Source organism: Amantichitinum ursilacus (assembly GCF_001294205.1).
Taxonomy (GTDB): domain Bacteria; phylum Pseudomonadota; class Gammaproteobacteria; order Burkholderiales; family Chitinibacteraceae; genus Amantichitinum; species Amantichitinum ursilacus.
In genome coordinates, this window is sequence record NZ_LAQT01000011.1 from 1 (window position 1) to 18,410 (window position 18,410).

Annotated in this window: 21 protein-coding genes and 1 other RNA gene; 7 read left to right on the forward strand and 15 right to left on the reverse strand. The window is 58.8% G+C overall.

All coding sequences use genetic code 11. The features are described 5' to 3' along the window. Nucleotides 1-280: 280 nt before the first annotated feature. From WG78_RS14640 to WG78_RS14660, 5 genes are all read right to left on the reverse strand, one after another. Entirely contained in the window at nt 281-1,267 is a 987-nt protein-coding gene (locus WG78_RS14640) for an L-threonylcarbamoyladenylate synthase (RefSeq protein WP_053938623.1), read from the reverse strand. A gap of 149 nt (nt 1,268-1,416) precedes the next feature. Next, nucleotides 1,417-2,088 carry a Crp/Fnr family transcriptional regulator gene (locus WG78_RS14645; protein WP_053938593.1) on the reverse strand — a complete coding sequence of 224 codons (672 nt, stop codon included), beginning with the start codon at nt 2,086-2,088 and terminating at the stop codon, nt 1,417-1,419. A gap of 21 nt (nt 2,089-2,109) precedes the next feature. Beyond that, entirely contained in the window at nt 2,110-2,472 is a 363-nt protein-coding gene (locus WG78_RS14650) for a hypothetical protein (RefSeq protein WP_152969223.1), read from the reverse strand. Nucleotides 2,473-2,595: 123 nt separating this feature from the next. Further along, entirely contained in the window at nt 2,596-3,477 is an 882-nt protein-coding gene (locus WG78_RS14655) for a Tim44 domain-containing protein (protein ID WP_053938595.1), read from the reverse strand. A 416-nt stretch (nt 3,478-3,893) separates the two neighbouring features. Continuing rightward, on the reverse strand, nt 3,894-4,253 hold the full coding sequence (locus WG78_RS14660; RefSeq protein ID WP_053938596.1) for a dihydroneopterin aldolase: 360 nt from the start codon (nt 4,251-4,253) through the stop codon (nt 3,894-3,896). 85 nt (nt 4,254-4,338) lie between these two features. On the opposite strand from WG78_RS14660, the gene plsY reads away from it, so the two are divergent. After that, the gene (plsY, locus tag WG78_RS14665; protein ID WP_053938597.1) at nt 4,339-4,965 is read left to right on the forward strand and encodes a glycerol-3-phosphate 1-O-acyltransferase PlsY; all 627 of its coding nucleotides are present in this window, start codon (nt 4,339-4,341) and stop codon (nt 4,963-4,965) included. 124 nt (nt 4,966-5,089) lie between these two features. Here the strand turns inward: plsY and smpB are convergent, their stop codons facing one another. Continuing rightward, complete coding sequence (gene smpB, locus WG78_RS14670; protein ID WP_053938598.1) at nt 5,090-5,548, reverse strand: SsrA-binding protein SmpB; 459 nt, start codon at nt 5,546-5,548, stop codon at nt 5,090-5,092. Between the two features lie 70 nt (nt 5,549-5,618). Here smpB and WG78_RS14675 point away from each other — a divergent pair, with 70 nt between their 5' ends. The 6 genes from WG78_RS14675 (at nt 5,619) to WG78_RS14695 (ending at nt 9,058) form a co-directional block, all read left to right on the forward strand. Beyond that, nucleotides 5,619-6,599: an asparaginase gene (locus WG78_RS14675; protein WP_053938599.1), complete on the forward strand. Its 981-nt coding sequence runs from the start codon at nt 5,619-5,621 to the stop codon at nt 6,597-6,599. Between the two features lie 41 nt (nt 6,600-6,640). Beyond that, nucleotides 6,641-6,738: signal recognition particle sRNA small type (gene ffs / locus WG78_RS22200), an RNA gene on the forward strand. Nucleotides 6,739-6,968: 230 nt separating this feature from the next. Further along, nucleotides 6,969-7,616: a septation protein A gene (locus tag WG78_RS14680; RefSeq protein WP_053938624.1), complete on the forward strand. Its 648-nt coding sequence runs from the start codon at nt 6,969-6,971 to the stop codon at nt 7,614-7,616. Between the two features lie 5 nt (nt 7,617-7,621). After that, nucleotides 7,622-7,924 (forward strand): YciI family protein, encoded by a 303-nt coding sequence (locus tag WG78_RS14685; protein WP_053938600.1) that lies wholly within the window; start codon nt 7,622-7,624, stop codon nt 7,922-7,924. Between the two features lie 8 nt (nt 7,925-7,932). Further along, a complete protein-coding gene (locus WG78_RS14690; protein ID WP_053938601.1) occupies nt 7,933-8,199 on the forward strand; it encodes a BolA family protein in 267 nt (88 codons plus the stop codon). Nucleotides 8,200-8,275: 76 nt separating this feature from the next. Next, the gene (locus tag WG78_RS14695) at nt 8,276-9,058 is read left to right on the forward strand and encodes a peptidylprolyl isomerase (protein ID WP_053938602.1); all 783 of its coding nucleotides are present in this window, start codon (nt 8,276-8,278) and stop codon (nt 9,056-9,058) included. A gap of 89 nt (nt 9,059-9,147) precedes the next feature. Here the strand turns inward: WG78_RS14695 and WG78_RS14700 are convergent, their stop codons facing one another. From WG78_RS14700 to radC, 9 genes are all read right to left on the reverse strand, one after another. Then, on the reverse strand, nt 9,148-9,912 hold the full coding sequence (locus WG78_RS14700; protein WP_053938603.1) for a YdcF family protein: 765 nt from the start codon (nt 9,910-9,912) through the stop codon (nt 9,148-9,150). Nucleotides 9,913-10,019: 107 nt separating this feature from the next. Next, complete coding sequence (locus WG78_RS14705) at nt 10,020-10,733, reverse strand: ABC transporter ATP-binding protein (protein ID WP_053938604.1); 714 nt, start codon at nt 10,731-10,733, stop codon at nt 10,020-10,022. Beyond that, on the reverse strand, nt 10,730-11,500 hold the full coding sequence (locus WG78_RS14710) for an ABC transporter ATP-binding protein (RefSeq protein WP_053938605.1): 771 nt from the start codon (nt 11,498-11,500) through the stop codon (nt 10,730-10,732). Before WG78_RS14710 ends, WG78_RS14705 begins: the two co-directional genes overlap by 4 nt. Further along, nucleotides 11,493-12,644, reverse strand: a complete 1,152-nt coding sequence (locus tag WG78_RS14715) for an ABC transporter permease subunit (RefSeq protein WP_053938606.1) — start codon at nt 12,642-12,644, stop codon at nt 11,493-11,495. The genes WG78_RS14710 and WG78_RS14715 overlap by 8 nt, the downstream gene beginning before the upstream one ends. A gap of 21 nt (nt 12,645-12,665) precedes the next feature. Next, nucleotides 12,666-13,595 carry a branched-chain amino acid ABC transporter permease gene (locus WG78_RS14720; protein ID WP_053938607.1) on the reverse strand — a complete coding sequence of 310 codons (930 nt, stop codon included), beginning with the start codon at nt 13,593-13,595 and terminating at the stop codon, nt 12,666-12,668. A 449-nt stretch (nt 13,596-14,044) separates the two neighbouring features. Continuing rightward, nucleotides 14,045-15,262 (reverse strand): branched-chain amino acid ABC transporter substrate-binding protein, encoded by a 1,218-nt coding sequence (locus WG78_RS14725; protein ID WP_053938608.1) that lies wholly within the window; start codon nt 15,260-15,262, stop codon nt 14,045-14,047. 274 nt (nt 15,263-15,536) lie between these two features. Next, nucleotides 15,537-16,526 (reverse strand): hypothetical protein, encoded by a 990-nt coding sequence (locus WG78_RS14730; RefSeq protein ID WP_053938609.1) that lies wholly within the window; start codon nt 16,524-16,526, stop codon nt 15,537-15,539. Between the two features lie 68 nt (nt 16,527-16,594). Then, complete coding sequence (locus WG78_RS14735; RefSeq protein ID WP_053938610.1) at nt 16,595-17,620, reverse strand: SPM autocatalytic domain-containing protein; 1,026 nt, start codon at nt 17,618-17,620, stop codon at nt 16,595-16,597. 99 nt (nt 17,621-17,719) lie between these two features. Continuing rightward, entirely contained in the window at nt 17,720-18,394 is a 675-nt protein-coding gene (radC, locus tag WG78_RS14740) for a RadC family protein (protein ID WP_053938611.1), read from the reverse strand. Nucleotides 18,395-18,410: the final 16 nt, after the last annotated feature.

Sequence of the window (18,410 nt, forward strand, 5' to 3'; positions counted from 1 at the left end):
GTGTAGGCACAAGACCCATCCTCCGCATGGCGGTGGACGGCGGCTTGGGGCTCTGACCTGGCAGGCGTTAAAACGTTGCAGGACAAGGCTTGCCGCCGGTTCTATACCGGTCTGGGACGTCCGTGAAAGGCGCGTATATTAACCGGTTTTTCCGCGTTGAAAATGGCGAATTGATGAAATGCGCATCGCATGCCGCCTGCGCGGCCAGATGTCGGCGTTTTTCTCGCAATTAGCATCTTTTTGAGAGAGGAATCGCAGACGTTGTCTGCGTGCGGCAAGCTTAGCCGAGGCGGGTATGCGCAGCGCGATGCAGCCGGTCGTGCACCGCCAGCCAGGCAGGCGTGGCGGGGGGCAATTGCAGATAAATCGCCTGATAGTGGCCGCGATCAAGTTGGCGCAATGTGTCGTAAATCTGGCGCGCATATTCGGCTGGTTCCGCAGCCAGCGCGGCCTGATCAATGCCGCGGGTGGGCGCGGCCGGGCCGCAGGTAATCAGCGCGACGCGTTCGCCCCGCTCAAACGCCAGCCGGGCTTGATCGTTGACGCGTTCAGGCGCGCCGGTAATCAGCGGCGTGCGCGGCGAATAGTGCGAATCCAGCAAGCCGGAGACGCGCACTTTGGCGGTGTCGGCTTTCTTGTGATGCTGCAACTGCAAGCCCAGCAAATCCTGGATCGCTTCGCGGCTGATGCCACCCGGGCGCAGCAGCGTGGGGGCGCCTGCGGCGAGGCCGACGATGGTAGATTCGACGCCGACGTCACACGCGCCGCCATCCAGCACAATCGGCAATGCGTCACCGAATTCGTCGTGCACATGTTGCGCAGTGGTGGGGCTGACGTGGCCAAAACGATTGGCCGAGGGCGCCGCCAGACCGCCGCCAAATTGTTGCAGTAGTGCTTGGGCGGCCGGGTGCGAGGGCGCGCGCAAACCCACGGTGTCTTGTCCGCCCGTGACGGCATCGGGCACATGCGGCTGGCGCGGCAAAATCAAGGTGAGCGGGCCAGGCCAGAATGCCTCAGCCAGTCGCCAGGCCGCATCGGGGATTTCTTGCGCCCACTGGTCCAGTTGCTGCGCGCCAGCGATATGCACGATCACCGGGTGATCGGCCGGACGACCCTTCAATGCAAAAATCGCACGCACGGCAGCGGGATTGTCGGCATCTGCGGCCAGGCCATACACGGTTTCGGTGGGCATGCCGATCAATTGACCATCGCGCAGGGCGGCAACGGCAAGATCGATATGGGCAGGGGAAACGGGCAGAACGGACATGGCGCAGCTTTTGTATTCGGGTGAGAACAGCGCGTGATTATAGCGGCAATCGCGCGTGCTTCTGGCAATGGGTGGACGGTCTGCATACAAAACGGCCCGCCGCTGCAGCGCAGGGCGGGCCGTGGGTTCTGGCATGCAGGCGCAGCGGCTTAGAAGCGCTCCGGCATTTTCTGCAGCAGGATGATGCGTTTGTTTTCCAGCCGCACATAGCCGCCGAACACCAGTTCTTTGAGAATGCGCGCGATCATTTCGCGCGAAGAACCAACGCGGTCCGCAATGGCTTGTTGGGTCAGCGGCTCGGTGATCATCACCACGCCGCCTTCTTGCTCTTCTTGCGGCAAGCCTTCAAACAGCGCGCGCACGCGACCATACACATCCAGCAGCGCCAGGTTTTTCATGGTGGCGGACAGATTGCGCACCATACGCGCCAGATTGAGGATCAGCTTGTCTTTAAGCTGCGGATACGCATCCATGGCGGTGCGGAAATCCTGCTTGGTAAACATCAGGAAGGTGGAGTCTTCTTCCACTTGCGCTGACCAGCTGCGCGGCGAATCGTCGATCATCGACACTTCGCCAAACACATCACCGGGTTCGCCGATCAGAAAGACAAATTCCTTGCCCTGATTGTCGCTGGTAAACGAGCGCGTTCGGCCTTCGACCAGCAGGTACATCGCTTCGCCCGGGTCGCCTTCGCGGAACAGGAAAGTGCCCTTGGGCAGGTGGCGCTTGACCGCAGCCTGCAGGACGACCTCCAGATCCTCTTCCGAGAAATCCTCGAAGGCGGGTATGTTGCTCAAGAAATTCTTCAAGGTTGTATCCATTTATCAAACGTCTCCTGGAACTCAACCGTCATGTGCTTTCGCAGCGGCTGAGGCTGCTGATGCATCGCTTTTCGGTGTCTCAGTGGCATCGTCATGCGCGTTGCCCGGACCGCAGTTATCAGGAGGCGGAGGCACGATTTCCATTTTCTTGGAGATCATGTACTCGTTCATTTCACGCCAGCCGCCAAAGATATCCGCCTTGGCGACTCGCCCGTTGCGCTTGTAACAATCCTCCAGACCGCGCCCGCTTTCGCGGCACGCTGCGCCGATCGCCTTCCCATTGGCTTGTTGTTTGTTGAGCAGCGTATTGACCTGGTCGCACCCGGTCATACCCAACGCCGCCAACGCCATGGTCAGGCTTATCAGTACACATCGCGACATCATTCAACCTCGGTTATCTGGTTTACGTTATATCGGGTTGAACCGTAACTACTTTAGAACGCTTTTACCATCACTGCGAGGACATCGCGCAAGCGGCAAAACAAAAGGCGCCAAAGCGCCCCTTGCTTATGCGGGTTGCTCGATGCCTGCCAGTAACCAGCGCGCGCCAGGCGCGGGTTGCTTGGTGAAATGCCAGATTTCTTCAAATGGCACGACGGGCGCATTCACCCGTTCGCTGACCAGCCCCTTGAACCGTACGCTGGCGACGATCTGACCTGGCTGTTCGGAGACATCCAGCAAGTCGATATCCAGTGAAGGGAAATCTGCGATATCGCGATTGGCGTCGATTTCGTCATGCAGGGCTGTGAAAAGTTCCGGTGTGAGGTATTTACGTAGTTCTTCCAGCTGTTCCGGGCTATTTAGCGCCTGCAAATGTTGAAAGCTGGCTTTTGCATGGCGCAAGAACGCGGCGGTATCGGTGCCTTCGGGCAGCTTCTGCGGTGCGGGCTGACCATTGTTCATGGCGTTTTCGCCGATGCGATAAACCTTCTGGCCTTGCGTGTTGACCTTGGTCGGGTCGTTCCAGCCCGGCACTGGCCGGGTTTCAGGATAAGCATTAACGATAGGGCGCTCGCGACGGCGCAAGAACATAAAGCCGGCAAAGGTCAGCGCCGCCAGCAACAACAGCCAGCCCCACGGCACACCACTGCTGCCTTCCGCTGTGCCCGATGCATGATTGTTACTGTTGCGCGCGAGCGCATAACCTGCGGCAGCGCCCACAGCGGCGCCCGCCAGAGCGGTACCGACGCCTACACCGCCGCGTTGGGCCGGTGGCGTTTGAGGGGCTGGCTGGCGGGGCGGGGGGGGTGCTTGCCGGCTGATCTGGCCGCGCTGCATACCCGCAGAACGGCCGCCCCCCAGTCGCGCCGCCTCGGCTTGCGAACTCAGGGTAAGGGCCAGGATAAGCGTCACAAAAAACAGGCGCGATCCGGTCAATCGATTCAGCATTAATGAAAGTCCATGGTCAAGCGGTTGTCAGTTTGCGTTTTTCAGCAAGCTGGATCGTACATTAGTGGGGGCTTAAATGGCCAGTTTCTATAGGGTGACGCACGCACTTTTTTCTGTATAACCCAAAACGGCTTTTGGGGCGCATTGGCGCTACAGACGGTCTGGATCAGCCGCCCGATGCCCGTTCTACAGCCGCCCGCTTCGTGCTAGTCCAGCGACATACCGCGCTGTATGCCAGCGTTCACGCGGCTTGACGCCAAAACGGGCTGCGTTGAGCCACTTGTACAGTTGTCAGGTTGCGTTCGGATTAATCTTACGAATTTTGGCGCGGCGTGGACGTGCAGTTTCAGACCTTGATGTGGCCCGCGGGTTCAGATTGAGGTTGCTAAATCGGTACAGCAGGAGGGAGGAAGGGGTTAGACGGCGGATTGGCTGCGTTCTATATGCACGCCCACCTGACCGACATCTTGCAGAATGCCGGGTTTGGTCACGGCGACGCTCACCCAAGGCGCTTTGAACTCGGTGAGTAACAGACGTGCGATATGCTCGGCCAGTGCTTCGAGCAACAAGAACTGTTGTTCCAGCAGGCTGGCGCGCAGGCGTTGCACCACTTTGTCGTAATCGATGGTGTCGATCAGATCATCAGAGGCGCTGGCCGTGCGCGAGGGCAGGCCGATCTGCAGGTCAAGCACCACCGGCTGTAGCGCGGTGCGCTCCCAGTCATACCAGCCGATCAGTGTATTGGCGCGGACTTCGCGCAAGAAAATATGATCCATGTTGTATCTGACGCAGCTTGTTTGACGGGGCAGGCGACGAATCGCTTACAATCGAAGCCCGTTATTGTAGTGGAATTCATCCAACATGCAGTCGTTTATTGTCGTCGTGGCCGCGTATCTGATCGGTTCGTTGTCTTTTGCCGTGATCGTGTCGCGCGGCATGGGCCTCGCTGATCCACGGTCATACGGCTCGGGCAACCCTGGCGCCACCAATGTATTGCGTAGCGGCAATCGCAAGGCTGCCGCGCTGACCCTGCTGGGCGACGCCATTAAAGGCCTGGTCGCGGTATTGCTGGCGCGCGTGCTGGTTAATGCGTGGCAACTGGACCCGGCTTTGGTGCCAGCCGCGGCGCTGGCGGTGACGCTGGGGCATATGTGGCCGATCTTTTTCCGCTTTGCCGGTGGGAAGGGCGTGGCGACGGCGCTGGGCGTGTTGCTGGGGCTGGACTGGCGCGTGGGCGTGATTGTATTGCTGGTGTGGCTGATTATCGCCAAGGGACTGAAGATTTCGTCGCTGGCGGCACTGGTCGCCGCGTTGATTGCGCCGCTGCTGGCCTGGTATTTTATGCCCGACCGCGCCAGCCTGTATGCGGTGACGGTGATCTCGGTCCTGCTGATCGCACGCCATCACAAGAATATTCGCGGCTTGCTGAGCGGCAGCGAGCGCCGCATTACTGGCCGCGACGAAACCGGCCAGGATCGCGCGGACTGATATCCATCTATCTTTATCTATCCGGTTTGATGGGGCGCGTCATCGCGATTGAATTGAACGGATAACACGCTGGCCGGGCAGGGCCCACCAGCCAGCGCGTCTGTTCATTCAGCCGTGTCGAGTATCAGTCGCCCGAGCGATTATTGCTCCGCACCAGCCTCGCTTTCTCGCGCACCCATTCGCGTTCTTTGGTGGCCTCGCGCTTGTCGTGCTGCTTCTTGCCCTTGGCAAGGCCAATTTCCAGCTTGATATAGCCATGCTGAAAATGCATGTTCAGCGCTGCCACGGTATAGCCCGAGCGATCTACCTTGTCCGACCATTTATTGATTTCGCTACGCTTCATCAATAATTTGCGGCTGCGGGTGGGATCGGGCTTGATGTGCGTCGAAGCCGTAGGCAGCGGCGAAATATGCGCGCCGATCAGGTAGAAATCGCCGTGCATGAACGTCACATAAGATTCTTTAAGGGCGGCACGGCCGGCACGAATCGATTTGACTTCCCAGCCCTCAAGCGCGATACCGGCTTCAAGGCGGTCTTCAATAAAGTAATCGTGAAATGCTTTGCGGTTGTCGACGATAGTCATCAGTTTCTTTAGTGCGTCACGGAGTTACAGGGCTAGATTGTAGCGGCTGGCGCTATTTCGAGGTATTGCTGTGCACATTTGCGTACTTTACACCGGCGGCACGCTGGGCATGCGCGTTGGCCCCCATGGCCTGGCGCCCGCACCGGGCTTTCTGACCGAACAGTTGCGCGCGCGTTATCCAGACGTCGAGGTCATTGAATACCAGCCTTTGCTGGATTCAAGCGAGATGACGCCGCATGACTGGAACCGGATCGGGCAGGATATCAGTGATCGGCTTGATCAGGCGGATGCGTTTGTGGTGCTGCATGGCACCGATACGCTGGCTTATACGGCGTCGGCGCTGTCTTTTATGTTGGCAGGCATTGATAAAGCGGTACTGGTGACGGGTGCACAGCACGCGTGGGAAGCCGATAACAGCGATGCGCCACGCAATGTGGAAGCCGCATTATTACTGGCGCAGTCGGGCAGTTTTAGCGGCGTGGGCGTGATCTTTGATGGTCAATTGCTGCAGGCTAATCGGGTACGCAAAGCGGATTGCGAAGCCGATGCCGCCTTTGCCAGCCCCAATCAAGCGCCGATTGCCTTGGCGTTTGGCCAAGGCTGGGCGTTGCCCGCAGCGTCATCAGTTGGGCCCTTCAACGGTTATCAACCCGTCAACGCGACTGCGCGCATCGTGCGATTAACCGTCACGCCCGGTTTTGCCACCGAATGGATCGCCGAACAATTAGCGCATGGCCCGTTTGACGGGGTAGTGCTGGAGACGCTCGGTAGCGGCAATGTGCCGTCGCATCCGGCACTCACCACCGCGCTACGGCAGTTGGCGGCGACCACGCTGGTGGTCAATTGCACGCAATGCTGGCGCGGCCGCGTGCATATGGGCCAGTACGCCGCCAGCCAGGCGCTGCTGGATGCGGGCGTGCTCGACGCGGGCGACATGACGCCCGAAGCGGCCGTCGCCAAGTTGTACTGGATTGCGGGTCAGGCCTTGTCATTGGCGGCTCGGCGCGAACTGTTCCTGCGCGATATTGCGGGCGAAGCGCGTCGTTTCTGATGCAATTCTCAAATAACGATGCTATAGTCGCGCTTCTCTATGGCGGGTCTCCCCGCATGGCTAAGAGGTGAACCTGGTCAGGTCCGGAAGGAAGCAGCCACAGCCTTTGATGCCAGTGCCGGGGGTCGGGCTCGCCACCTCTTCCCTTTCGCAATGCCATAAAAATTTTCACAGCCTGTGGCGTTGTTGATCTTGATCAATATCCCGCTGTCGAGATCCAGGCATCATTTGTTTCGCAAGCTGATGCTTCGTGTATCTCCAGTGGAATTTAGCGCCGTGCTCGTCACGGCGTTTTTTTTCGTCCTGATGAACCTTGTCAGCATGGCACGTCAAATGGATAATGCGCCAACCACCGGAGCGTTATTGACCATGAAGGTTTTCTTCGATCTGTTCCCGATCTTGTTGTTCTTTGGCGCTTACTATGGCGCCAAATTAGCAATTGCAGCGCCGCTTTGTACCTGGGTGGCACACACCCTCAATATCACGTCGCCCGAAGACGTCAAAAACATCCCTATCTATATCGCGACCGCCGTCGCCATTGTGGCCAGCACCGTGCAGGTGATCTGGGCGCTGATCAAATGGCGTAAAGTTGAACCGATGCTGCTGCTCAGCTTTGCGCTGGTGGCGGTTTTTGGTGGTGCGACCTTGTATTTTCATAGCGACACCTTCATCAAATGGAAGCCGACAGCGCTGTACTGGCTGTTTGCCATCATCCTGTTTGGCGCCAAGACGTTTCAGGGTCGTAACCTGATGAAGTCGATGATGGGCCAGAACATGGAACTTCCCGAGCCGATCTGGACCAACCTCAACATGGCCTGGGTGGTGTTCTTCGCCGCCATGGGCGCGCTCAATATCTGGGTGTTCGAGACGTTCAGCCAGGAAGCCTGGGTTAACTTCAAAGTATTTGGCACGCTGGTGCTGACGTTGGTGTTTGTCGTCGCGCAAGGCCTGGTGCTTAGCCGTTACCTTGTTGAAGAGCCGGTCAAAGCCGGCCATTCGTCAGTCGATCCGGAGTAAAACAGATGGCTTTGTACGCCATAGTGGGTGAAGACAAACCAGATAGCCTGGCTGACCGGCTTGCCGTGCGGCCCGAGCATATCGCGCGCTTGCAGGCGCTCAACGAAGCAGGACGGCTGGTGCTGGCCGGGCCGTTTCCGGCGGTCGATGCGGCTGATCCGGGCGCGGCTGGTTTTACCGGTAGCCTGATCGTGGCGGAGTTTGAAGACCTGCAAGCGGCGACGGCCTGGGCCGAAGCCGATCCGTACCGACGCACGGGCGTGTACACCGCCGTGACGGTCAAACCGTTCAAACATGTGCTGCCATAGGCTCTGGTATGATCGGCACGCTTGAAAACGAAATCCGCGCCCGTCTGGCGCCACTTGAAGCCGAATCGCTCGAGTTGCACGATGACAGCGCGGCTCATGCCGGCCACGCAGGTTCTGGTGGCGGCGGGCATTTCGATGTGATTATTGTGGCGGCGGCATTTGCCGGTTTAAGTAAACTGGCGCGTCATCGCAAAGTGTATGAACTGCTGGCTGACTTGATACCGACGCGCATCCACGCGCTCAGCATCAAGGCGCTGGCGCCCGAAGAGTTTTGATTAGCGGCTATATCCAACCAGTCCACAGTCAAAATAAAACGTAAATACAAGCACGACAACGAACAAGGAATCTGTAATGCGTTCTACCAAGAAAATCGCGTTCGCGCTGATCGGTGGTCTTATTTCCGTGTCGGCGTTCGCCGATGGTCCGGTTGCTACCGTTAACGGTGTAGCCATCCCGCAAAGCAAGATGGACATGATCGTCAAGCAGCTGGCGGAACGCGGTCAGAAAGACAGCCCGGAACTGCGCGATCGTATCAAGCAGCAGCTGATCAACAATGAAGTGATCTATCAAGACGCGGTCAAGAAAGGCACCGACAAGTCGGCTGACGTTCAGGCCCAACTTGAAGCCGCCAAGCAACAGATCGTGATCGGCACCTACATCAACAACTGGGTTAAGGCTAACCCGATTGCTGCTGCCGATGAGCAAAAAGAGTACGACCGCGTTAAAGCCAGCCAGTCGGGCAAGGAATACCACGCTCGCCACATCCTCGTGAAGACCGAAGCTGAAGCCAACGCGATCATTGCCGATCTGAAGAAAGGCAAAAAGTTTGACGACATCGCCAAAGCCAAGTCGCTGGACAAGGGTTCGGCTGCCAACGGTGGCGATCTGGGCTGGGCTGATCCGAACAACTTCGTTCCGGAATTCTCGTCCGCGCTGACCAAGCTGCAAAAAGGCAAGATGACCGAGACCCCGGTCAAGACCCAATTTGGCTACCACATCATCAAGCTGGACGACGTACGTGATGCCAAGGGCCCGAGCTTTGAAGAAGTGAAGGGCGAGATCGAACAGCAAATGCAACGCCAACGCGTGCAGAAGCTGGTTGACGATCTGCGTGCCAAAGCAACCGTGCAATAATTGTTGCCGGTCCGCAAAAGAAAAACGCCATGCAATTGCATGGCGTTTTTTTATGCCTGCGGACTAGCGCGGCAAACACGGCCCAACGCTTAGCGCCCGCCCGGTCCCCATTGATACCACACGATGCCCAGTCCCTCGTGCAAGGTCCAGAATGAGTCGGCCAGCGCGCTCACGTCCGGCACCAGTTGCAATAACGAGAACGGGGGAGTGCTGATGTAGCCCGTCGGCGCGGGCGTGACGACAAAGCCGGCACGCTCAAACAATGGCACCGCACGCGGCAGATGCCAGGCGCTGGACACCAGAATAATCCTGCGATGCTGCGGCAGCAGTTTTGCGGCGGTCAGTTTTGCGTTGTCGCCGGTGTCAAAAGCCGCGTTTTCCACCCAGCGCGCCGTCAAACCAAAATCATCGTGATAGCTACGCGCCATCAGTTCAGCCTCGGCCATCTTCTCGCCAAACGCCGCGCCACCGGTAAACGCCACCGGTAAGCCACTGCGGCGTGCCAACGTGGCGGTATAACGCACGCGCTGCAGGGTAACCTCGCCGACATCACGGCCATCGATGGTTTCGAGTGCGCCAAAGCGAGTGCCACCGCCCAGGCCGACAATCGCATCGGCTTGCGCCAGCGCGTGCATATCCAGCGGCGGCGGCTCAATAGTCTGGCGCAGCGCAATGCTCACCCACGGCAGACTCAGCACCAGCAGCAACGTCACGTTGACGCCCGTCAACCAACGCGCCAGCCGCGGATAACGCCGCCAGATCAGCACCGCGCAGGCAATCAGCAGCAAATTGATGCCGGGCGGCAGCACCAGACGGCCGATCGCATTCTTTAACAGATAAGACGTTTTAAGCATCCAGCATTCCCTGCGCGCAAAGAAAAAGGCCGCTATCAAAGCGGCCTTGAGTAGGCCCGGAGCGCAGATTAGCATTCCGGGCCAGTGCATACTAACAGTCTGCGGGATCAGTCGCCCAGATAAGCGTGCTGAATGCGCTCGTTGGCCAGCAGGTTGGCGGCGGTATCGGCCAGGGTAATCTTGCCCGATTCCATCACATAGCCACGGTTTGCCGTCTGTAACGCCAGCTTGGCGTTCTGTTCCACCAGCAACATGGTTACGCCTTCCGCGGCAATCATGCGGATGATTTCAAAAATCTTCTGCACGATGATGGGCGCCAGGCCCATCGAGGGCTCGTCCAGCAACAGCAGTTTGGGTCGGCTCATCATGGCCCGGCCCATTGCCACCATTTGCTGTTCGCCACCCGACAAGGTGCCCGCCAGCTGCTTCTGCCGTTCTTTCAGCCGCGGAAACAAATGGTAGATCCGCTCCAGATCTTGCGGGATACCCGCTTTGTCGTTGCGGGTATACGCGCCCATCTGCAGGTTTTCTTCCACGGTCAGCCGCGAAAAAATGCCGCGGCCTTCCGGCACCATCGCCAGGCCTTGCGACACATAAGCGTAAGAGGGCAGTTTGGCCGTCGGCTGGCCCTGGTACAGGATTTCACCGCCCGCGGGCTTGATCATGCCCACCAGTGTTTTCAGCGTGGTGGTCTTGCCTGCGCCGTTCGCGCCAATCAATGCCACCAGCTCGCCTTGCTGGATATCCAGATCAATGCCTTTAACTGCATGGATGCCGCCGTAGGCCACCTGCAGGTTTTTTACTTGTAACAAGCTGCTCATTCGGGTGCGACTCCCAGATACGCTTCGATCACGCGCGGATCATTTTTGACGGCTTCGGGATTGCCCTCGGCGATTTTCTTGCCGTAATCGAGCACGGCAATGCGGTCACACAAGCCCATCATCAATTTAACGTCGTGTTCGATCAGCAGAATGGTCACGCCATCCGCCCGGATTTTTTCCATCAGCGTTTTCAGCGCCGCGGTTTCTTTCGGGTTCATGCCTGCAGCCGGTTCGTCCAGCGCCAACAGCTTGGGGTTGGTGCCCAAAGCGCGGGCAATTTCCAGACGGCGTTGATCGCCATACGACAGATTGCGCGCCACTTCATCGGCGTGGCGCTCAATGCCCACATAGCGCAGCAATTCGTCAGCGCGCGCATGGATGGCGGCTTCTTCCTTGCGCGTGCGCGGGCCGCGGAACACCGCACCAAACACGCCGGCGTGGGTACGCACGTGCTGGCCCACCATCACGTTTTCCCGGGCGGTCATGTTGGCAAACAGGCGGATGTTCTGAAAAGTGCGCGCAATACCGCTTTCCACCACTACATAGGGCTTTTGCCGGAACAGATTGCGGCCGTTAAAGCTAAAGCGGCCTTCATCCGGCTGATACAAACCGGTCAGCACATTAAACAGCGTGGTTTTGCCCGCGCCGTTGGGGCCGATCAAACCGTAGATTTCGCCCTTGTTGATGGTCAGGCCCACGTCGTTTAACGCGTGCAGACCGCCAAAGCGTTTATGGATGCCTTCAATGCTCAGTAATACTTCAGCCATGAGTACGCTCCGCGTCCTGGAGACCGGCGTTCTCCTGTTCAGAAATCGTGGCGCTGGGGTGAAGTTCAGCGCGACGACGGCGAGACGGCCACAGCCCTTCGGGGCGGACCAGCATGATGATGATCATGGCAAGGCCGAACAGCAGCATGCGCAGGTTTTCCGGATCAATGATCTTGCGGCCGAACAAACCCTGCTGCAGCGGGTTGATCACGTCACGCAAAATTTCGGGCACCACCGACACCAGAATGGCGCCCAGGATCACGCCCGCAATATTGCCCATGCCGCCCAGCACCACCATACACAGCACCATGATCGATTCCATCAGCACAAATGATTCCGGGCTGACAAACCCCTGGAAGCTGGCAAACAACGCGCCCGATACGCCGCCAAACGAAGCGCCCATCGCAAATGCCAGCAGTTTGACGTTGCGCGTATTGATGCCCATGGCGTTGGCGGCGATTTCGTCCTCGCGGATGGCCACCCAGGCGCGGCCGATGCGCGAATACTGCAAACGGCTGGTCACAAAGATGATCAGGCAGCAAAACGCCAGGATCAGGTAGTAGTACAGATATACCGGCTCAAAGCGCAGACCCAAAAAGTCGATCGGCTTGGCAAAGGTGTAATTAAAGAAATGCACCGGCGCCACATTATCGATGCCTTGCGGGCCATTGGTGATATTGATCGGCCGGTCCAGGTTGTTCATAAAGATCCGGATGATCTCGCCAAAACCCAGCGTTACGATCGCCAGATAATCGCCGCGCAGCTTCAGCGTGGGCGTGCCCAGCAAAATACCGAACACGCAGGCGGCCAGACCACAGATCACGATCATGATCAAAAACGGCGGATGTTGTAGCCACGTCGGCATCACCGCCTGCAATTGCGGCGAATTGAAAATGGCGTACATATAAGCGCCCACCGCATAAAACGCGATGTAACCCAGGTCCAGCAAGCCGGCAAAGCCCACCACAATGTTCAGACCCAGCGCCAGCATGATGTAGAGCAGCGCAAAGTCGATCACGCGGATCCACGAGTTGGCGCTGCTGAACGTCGCGCCCAAGCCCCACGGCAACACCAGCAGCACCGCCGCAAAGATAAACAGCGCAATCTGGCGCTGGCGCGGCGTCTTCAGAAAAGCAAAATGCATGTTGATTCCTTTCAGACCCGGTTACGCACGTTCTGCAACGCGCTCGCCCAGCAAGCCGGACGGGCGGAACACCAGCACCAGGATCAGCACCAGAAAGGCAAAAATGTCTTTGTAGTTGCTGCCCAAAAAGCCCCCGGTCAGGTCACCCAGATAACCCGAGCCCAGGCTTTCGATAATGCCCAGCGTAATGCCACCCAGCACCGCACCCTGCAGGTTGCCAATGCCGCCCAGCACGGCTGCGGTAAACGCCTTCAGGCCAATCAGAAAGCCCATGTACGGATGCGCCTGATCGTAATTGGCGGCTACCATCACGCCAGCTACCGCGCCCAGCGCCGAGCCGGTCACAAAGGTCATCGAGATAATGCTGTTGATGTTGACGCCCATCAGCCCCGCAACTTCCGGGTTCTGCGCTGTGGCGCGCATGGCGCGGCCCAGGCGGGTGCGTTCAATCATGAAGAACAGCGCGCCCATCAACACGATGGCCAGAATGATGATGGCCACTTGCAGATCGGTAATCGCCGCGCCAAAAAAGTTATGCACGGTTTGCGGCAGGATGTTGGGAAACGGGCGATAGCTGCGGCCCCAGATCAGCGATGCCACCTGTTGCAACACAATCGACACGCCAATGGCGGTGATCAGCGGTGCCAGGCGTGGCGCGCGGCGCAACGGGCGATATGCGATGCGTTCAATCGCAAAGCCCAACAGCATCGAAACGGGGATGGCCATCACCAACCCGGCCACCAGCATCAGCGGGCCGGGCAGGCTGATGTGGTTGCCCACCAGCACATTGATGCAGGTAATGGTGACCATGGCGCCAAACATCACGATTTCGCCATGAGCAAAATTGATGAGCTGCATGATGCCGTACACCATCGTGTAACCCAGTGCGATCAGCGCATAAATGCTGCCGATCACCAGGCCATTGATGATTTGTTGCAGAAAGATATCCAATCGGTCCTCCCTGGACTGCTACTTGGCTGCGTAAAACGGGGCCGTATGTGATGTCCCGGATGGGTCACACACAGGCAACAGATCGTGATGGCCTGCGCCGGGCTGGCTGCGTAGCGGCTTGTGGCCAGCGTTGCGGGGCTCGACGGGTGCAGTGGTGGATGATTTGTACCATAACAGTTGCGGCCATGAACTTACCCGTATCGCAAATATGCGAAAACTTGCCGCTTTCCCTTACATCCAGCGCCAGGTATTTGCGATGAGCAATGGTCAACCGTGGGCCAGCTTGCCGCTCTGCCAAGCACGATATGTGCCGTCGTCCGACCTTACAGTGCCAACCGCTTGCCCCGGCATGCGCAAACCCGCCCTGCTGGCATGCCAGCATCATGATTACAGCCGCACCAATAAAAACGGCAGCGCGCTGGCTGCCGTTTTCCGGGGCAGGCATGGCCTTATTTGGCCGCGCCCTGCACGATTTCGAGCACTTCCCACTTGCCACCCTTCACGGTGTACAGCGTGATCGCGCCGTTCTTGATGTCGCCCTTTTCGTCAAACTCGATCGGGCCAGTAACGCCGTCGTAATGGATCTTGGCCAGTTCCGGCAGGTACTTGGCTGGCTCGGTCGAGCCCGCCTTCTTCATGGCTTCAACCATGACCTTGACTGCGTCATAGCAATACGGGGCGTACAGCTGCACGTCCTGGCCGAAGGTCTGCTTGAACTTGGCGAGGAATTCCTTGCCGCCCGGCAGTTGGTCTTTCGGTTGGCCCGGCGAAGAAGACACCATGCCTTCCGCGTCGTCGCCCGCCAGTTTGATCAGCTCCGGCGTTTGCGTGCCATCGCCGCCCATGATCTTGGCATCCATGCCCAGCTTGCGCGCTTGTTTCTTCAGCGGGCCGGCTTGTGCGTCCATACCGCCGTAGAAAATCAGGTCCGGCTTTTTGCCCTTGATGGAGGTCAGGATCGCGTTGAAGTCGGTTTCCTGGTTGGTGGTGAACTCGCGGCCCACCACTTCGCCACCGGCGGCCTTGGCGGCTTTCTCGAATTCATCGGCCAGACCCTGGCCGTAAGCGGTGCGGTCATCAATGATCGCAACCTTCTTGGCGTTGAGCTTTTTAACCGCGTATTCGCCCAGCACCTTGCCTTGTTGCGCGTCGTTAGCCATCACGCGGAATGCGGTCTTCAGGCCAGCGGCGGTGTAGGCCACGGCGGTGGCGGACGGGCTGATTTGCGGGATGCCGGCAGCGGCATACAGCTTGGATGCGGGGATGGTGGTGCCCGAGTTCAAGTGGCCGATCACACCCACGACTTTTTCGTCAACAAAGCGCTGCGCCACCGTGTTGGCAGTTTTCGGATCAGCCTGGTCATCTTCGGAGTCCATCTCGAATTTGACTTTCTTGCCACCGATATCGGCGCCGCCTGCAGCGTTGATTTCGTCGATAGCCAGCTTCACGCCGTCTTCGTTGTCCTTACCCAAGTGGGCAATGTTGCCGGTCAGCGGGGCAGCATGACCGATCTTGACGGTGGTGGCGTCGCCGCCAGCCGGTGCGGCGGCCGCGGCCGGAGCAGAAGCGGCAGGCGCCGAAGCGTCGGGAGTGGCGGTTTCCTGCTTGCCGCAGGCGGCCAGGCCGACAATGGCTGCTGCAATAAGGCTGTAACGCGCGATAGTCATAAGCTTGATCCCCTATCTGGTCGTGAATGTGCGATTTGATCGTCTGAATGATATGAATGCCGAACAGAGCATCACGTCAGTTTGATGAAGCAAGAACCGTGCACTGTCGTAATGCCGCCGTTAAGGTGATCGATAATGAGTAGCCGCGTTTCGCTGTGTCAAATACTGGTTTTCCCGGATGCGAGTGCGTCGGCATGTATGCAACAGCCGCATCTACTTGCGGCAGGCAATAAAAAGCCGCACCAGGGTGGTGCGGCTTTTTGAGGGTGATGCCTTATATAGAGACATTCACCGTTTTTGCGCCGCCCTGGTTGTCGTCCAGCTTCAGATATTTAGAGCTGACCGCATTGTCGGTTGTGCCGCTCTTTTGTGCATCGCTGGCGGCGTTCGCCGGGGCGGTGGCTGCGGTCGTCGCGGTGCTGGCGCCAGCATCACCGGGCGATTGCACGCTGGCGGCGCCACTGTAACCTTTGAGCCACACCGTCAGTTGCTGCAGCAGCGGATCATCAAACAGCGCGGTAAATGGACCATGGTGCGACCTGGTCGCCGCCGTGCTGGCGTCGCTGTCGTTTTGCAGCAGCGAGCGCAGTACATCCAGGTCGCTATGCGTGACTTTGGCCTTGGTGTAGTCGGGCGTGCTGGATGCGGCCTGGCTATTGGCCGCTTGGGTGTTTTGCCAGGCGCCGCTATCGCTAGATTGCGGCAAGCTGCCGGTGGCGTCCGCGCCGTTATCGTAAGTGTTGCCGTACGTGTTGCTGATGCCTGCCGTGGTCTGCAAAGACATGCTCAGGCTGAGCGAAGCCGAAAACGCAAACGTGCGCCCGTCTGACGTAGTCAGCGTGCCTTGCGCCGCTAACTGATAACTGCTGCTGGCAAAGGTGGTGGCCTGCGCGGCGTAGCCATTGCGGCCTGCCACCGCATTCACCGATGCGCCACTGCTTTCGCTCTGGTTGACGTCGCCATCAAAGCTCATTGCGCTGATGCTGACGCCCAGCATCTGTTCCATCAGCCCTTTAAACGCATCCATCTGCGAGCCAATCTGGCTGTTGCTATCGCTGGCGCTGGCGCCATCGCTGGCCGCGGCCTTGCGGCCCTGATCCGATATCTGCACATGGCTGCTGCCGCCCGACCCGCTGCTGGTGGCGCTGGACGAGCTGCTGCTGCGCGAGCCTGCCGCATCGGCCTGATAAGTGCCGCTGAAATGCTGAGCTGACTGGTAACTCCAGGCAGATTGCAGCGCCAGCTGGGATTGATCGATACGCATGGGGGAGGGCTTGTGCAGTTGTTATGTCACTGTATCGGCATGTATCGCCCGGGCTTTAGCGCCGTTGATCAAATGCTCAGATCCACGTGCTGGATGGTGCCTACGCTGCCGTTCTGGTTCAGATACACGCCGGTGGACTGGATGCGGCCTGCCAGTCCGTTCTGACTGTCTTTCAGATCAAACGCGGTGGTGGCGTGGCCCAGATAGATCGCGCCAATCCCTGCGTCGGCCAGGGTCAGGGTGCGGTCCTGGCCGCTATCGTCTTTCAGCCAGACTTTCAGCTTTGCATAGACCGGGTCGCCTTCATCAATCCAGCCATTACCATCGCTGTCGTATTTGGCCAGGTCGCCAAAGCCATCGCCGCTTTGTGTGCCAAACAGCTCTTTACCGTTGTCGATCTTGCCGTTGTTATTGGCATCCAGCGCAAGAAAACCCGACCCGCTTTTCAACAGGTTCACCTCGTTGGTCTGGCCGGTGCCCAGCAGATCAAAGCCAAAGCGCTGGTCCGATAGTTGCGCCGCGCTGCCGTTAAAGTTGATTACCAGCGGATCATGCAGCCGCGCGTTGTTATTACCTTGGCTAATGCCGATCGAAACGGTGGACGAATGCTTGCTGGTCATCGAAAGCTCGGCCGAGAAATTGATCTGTTGGCCGTCCGCCGTCACCACCGTGCCTTGCGCAGCAAAATCCGTTGACTCCGATTCGCTGGTGGTGACGCTGGCGCTGGCGGCAAAACTGGCCGAACCGCCTGCGCTGGCGTCAGCCGTGCCGGTGGCGCTGGCCGCATCACCGCTGCCGTCGCCGGTGCCCGCTTTGATGAAGTTGATCTTGTGCCCAAGAATGTGTTCCAGAATCGACTTCAGCAAATCCAGCTTGGGGTCACCCGTCGAATCCTGGGTTGATTGCGCCAGCGCCTTGGCCTCAGCGGTTTTGCGCGCGGCCTCGGAAATCTGGATATGGCGTGTGTCCTGCTCCATATTCAGCGCCGCACGGGTCAGCAGCATCGAATCCGAATGGTAACTGGCGCTGGAAAACTGGCTGGCGCTCTGGCTGTGTGCCGACGACATGTCGACTTGCGATTGGCTGATACGCATGGGTGCGGCCCGACTGGTTTTTATCACCACGTATCGGCATGTATCGGTCGCGCTTGAGGTACATCTGGCCTGATGGGCGATGAGTGGCGCGGCGCTGCGTTACAGCTCGCCCAGTTCCGCCAGCGAAACCAGCTGCTCGCCCGCCACAATCCAGTGATCGATTAACTGGATATCCAGCATCTTTAACGCCTGATTCAGATGTGAGGTCAGCGCAATATCGGCCATCGACGGCTCGGCGCGGCCCGAAGGATGGTTGTGCGCCACGATCACGGCGCTGGCGTGGTGCAACAACGCCTGGCGCGCCACTTCCTGCGGATATACATGCGCCTGCTTCAGCGTGCCTTGCGACAGCTCCACTACCTCGGTCACGCGCATGGCGTTATCCAGCATCACCACCACAAAGCACTCGACCTTGCGTTGGCGCAGCAACAGCCGCAGATAGTCCCGAACCGCGGCGGGGTGGGTGAGCGCATCGCCGTGCTGCATCTGCTCGCGCAAGGTGCGGCGCGACAACTCCAGCACCGCTTGCAGTTGCGCAAATTTGGCGTCGCCCATGCCGGGAATGCTGCAGAGCTCCGACTGCGGTGCGGCAAAGATGCCATTCAGGCTGCCAAAGCGTTGCAGCATCTGCCGCGCGATATCCACGGCGCTGGAGCCCGGCACACCCACGCGCAGGAAGATCGCCAGCAGCTCGGCATCGGACAATGCGCTGCCGCCGCGCTGCAACAGCTTTTCACGCGGGCGTTCGGCCGTGGGCCAGGCAAGGATATGCATCGGAAAACTCCTGGGG

Excerpts from the sequence above, each read along its gene's own strand:
- WG78_RS14640 (WP_053938623.1), bottom strand. The coding sequence starts at position 1,267 with ATGTCCGTTCTGCCCGTTTCCCCTGCCCATATCGATCTTGCCGTTGCC.
- WG78_RS14645 (WP_053938593.1), bottom strand. The coding sequence starts at position 2,088 with ATGGATACAACCTTGAAGAATTTCTTGAGCAACATACCCGCCTTCGAG.
- WG78_RS14650 (WP_152969223.1), bottom strand. The coding sequence starts at position 2,472 with ATGATGTCGCGATGTGTACTGATAAGCCTGACCATGGCGTTGGCGGCG.
- WG78_RS14655 (WP_053938595.1), bottom strand. The coding sequence starts at position 3,477 with ATGCTGAATCGATTGACCGGATCGCGCCTGTTTTTTGTGACGCTTATC.
- WG78_RS14660 (WP_053938596.1), bottom strand. The coding sequence starts at position 4,253 with ATGGATCATATTTTCTTGCGCGAAGTCCGCGCCAATACACTGATCGGC.
- plsY (WP_053938597.1), top strand. The coding sequence starts at position 4,339 with ATGCAGTCGTTTATTGTCGTCGTGGCCGCGTATCTGATCGGTTCGTTG.
- smpB (WP_053938598.1), bottom strand. The coding sequence starts at position 5,548 with ATGACTATCGTCGACAACCGCAAAGCATTTCACGATTACTTTATTGAA.
- WG78_RS14680 (WP_053938624.1), top strand. The coding sequence starts at position 6,969 with ATGAAGGTTTTCTTCGATCTGTTCCCGATCTTGTTGTTCTTTGGCGCT.
- WG78_RS14685 (WP_053938600.1), top strand. The coding sequence starts at position 7,622 with ATGGCTTTGTACGCCATAGTGGGTGAAGACAAACCAGATAGCCTGGCT.
- WG78_RS14690 (WP_053938601.1), top strand. The coding sequence starts at position 7,933 with ATGATCGGCACGCTTGAAAACGAAATCCGCGCCCGTCTGGCGCCACTT.
- WG78_RS14695 (WP_053938602.1), top strand. The coding sequence starts at position 8,276 with ATGCGTTCTACCAAGAAAATCGCGTTCGCGCTGATCGGTGGTCTTATT.
- WG78_RS14700 (WP_053938603.1), bottom strand. The coding sequence starts at position 9,912 with ATGCTTAAAACGTCTTATCTGTTAAAGAATGCGATCGGCCGTCTGGTG.
- WG78_RS14705 (WP_053938604.1), bottom strand. The coding sequence starts at position 10,733 with ATGAGCAGCTTGTTACAAGTAAAAAACCTGCAGGTGGCCTACGGCGGC.
- WG78_RS14710 (WP_053938605.1), bottom strand. The coding sequence starts at position 11,500 with ATGGCTGAAGTATTACTGAGCATTGAAGGCATCCATAAACGCTTTGGC.
- WG78_RS14715 (WP_053938606.1), bottom strand. The coding sequence starts at position 12,644 with ATGCATTTTGCTTTTCTGAAGACGCCGCGCCAGCGCCAGATTGCGCTG.
- WG78_RS14725 (WP_053938608.1), bottom strand. The coding sequence starts at position 15,262 with ATGACTATCGCGCGTTACAGCCTTATTGCAGCAGCCATTGTCGGCCTG.
- WG78_RS14730 (WP_053938609.1), bottom strand. The coding sequence starts at position 16,526 with ATGCGTATCGATCAATCCCAGCTGGCGCTGCAATCTGCCTGGAGTTAC.
- WG78_RS14735 (WP_053938610.1), bottom strand. The coding sequence starts at position 17,620 with ATGCGTATCAGCCAATCGCAAGTCGACATGTCGTCGGCACACAGCCAG.
- radC (WP_053938611.1), bottom strand. The coding sequence starts at position 18,394 with ATGCATATCCTTGCCTGGCCCACGGCCGAACGCCCGCGTGAAAAGCTG.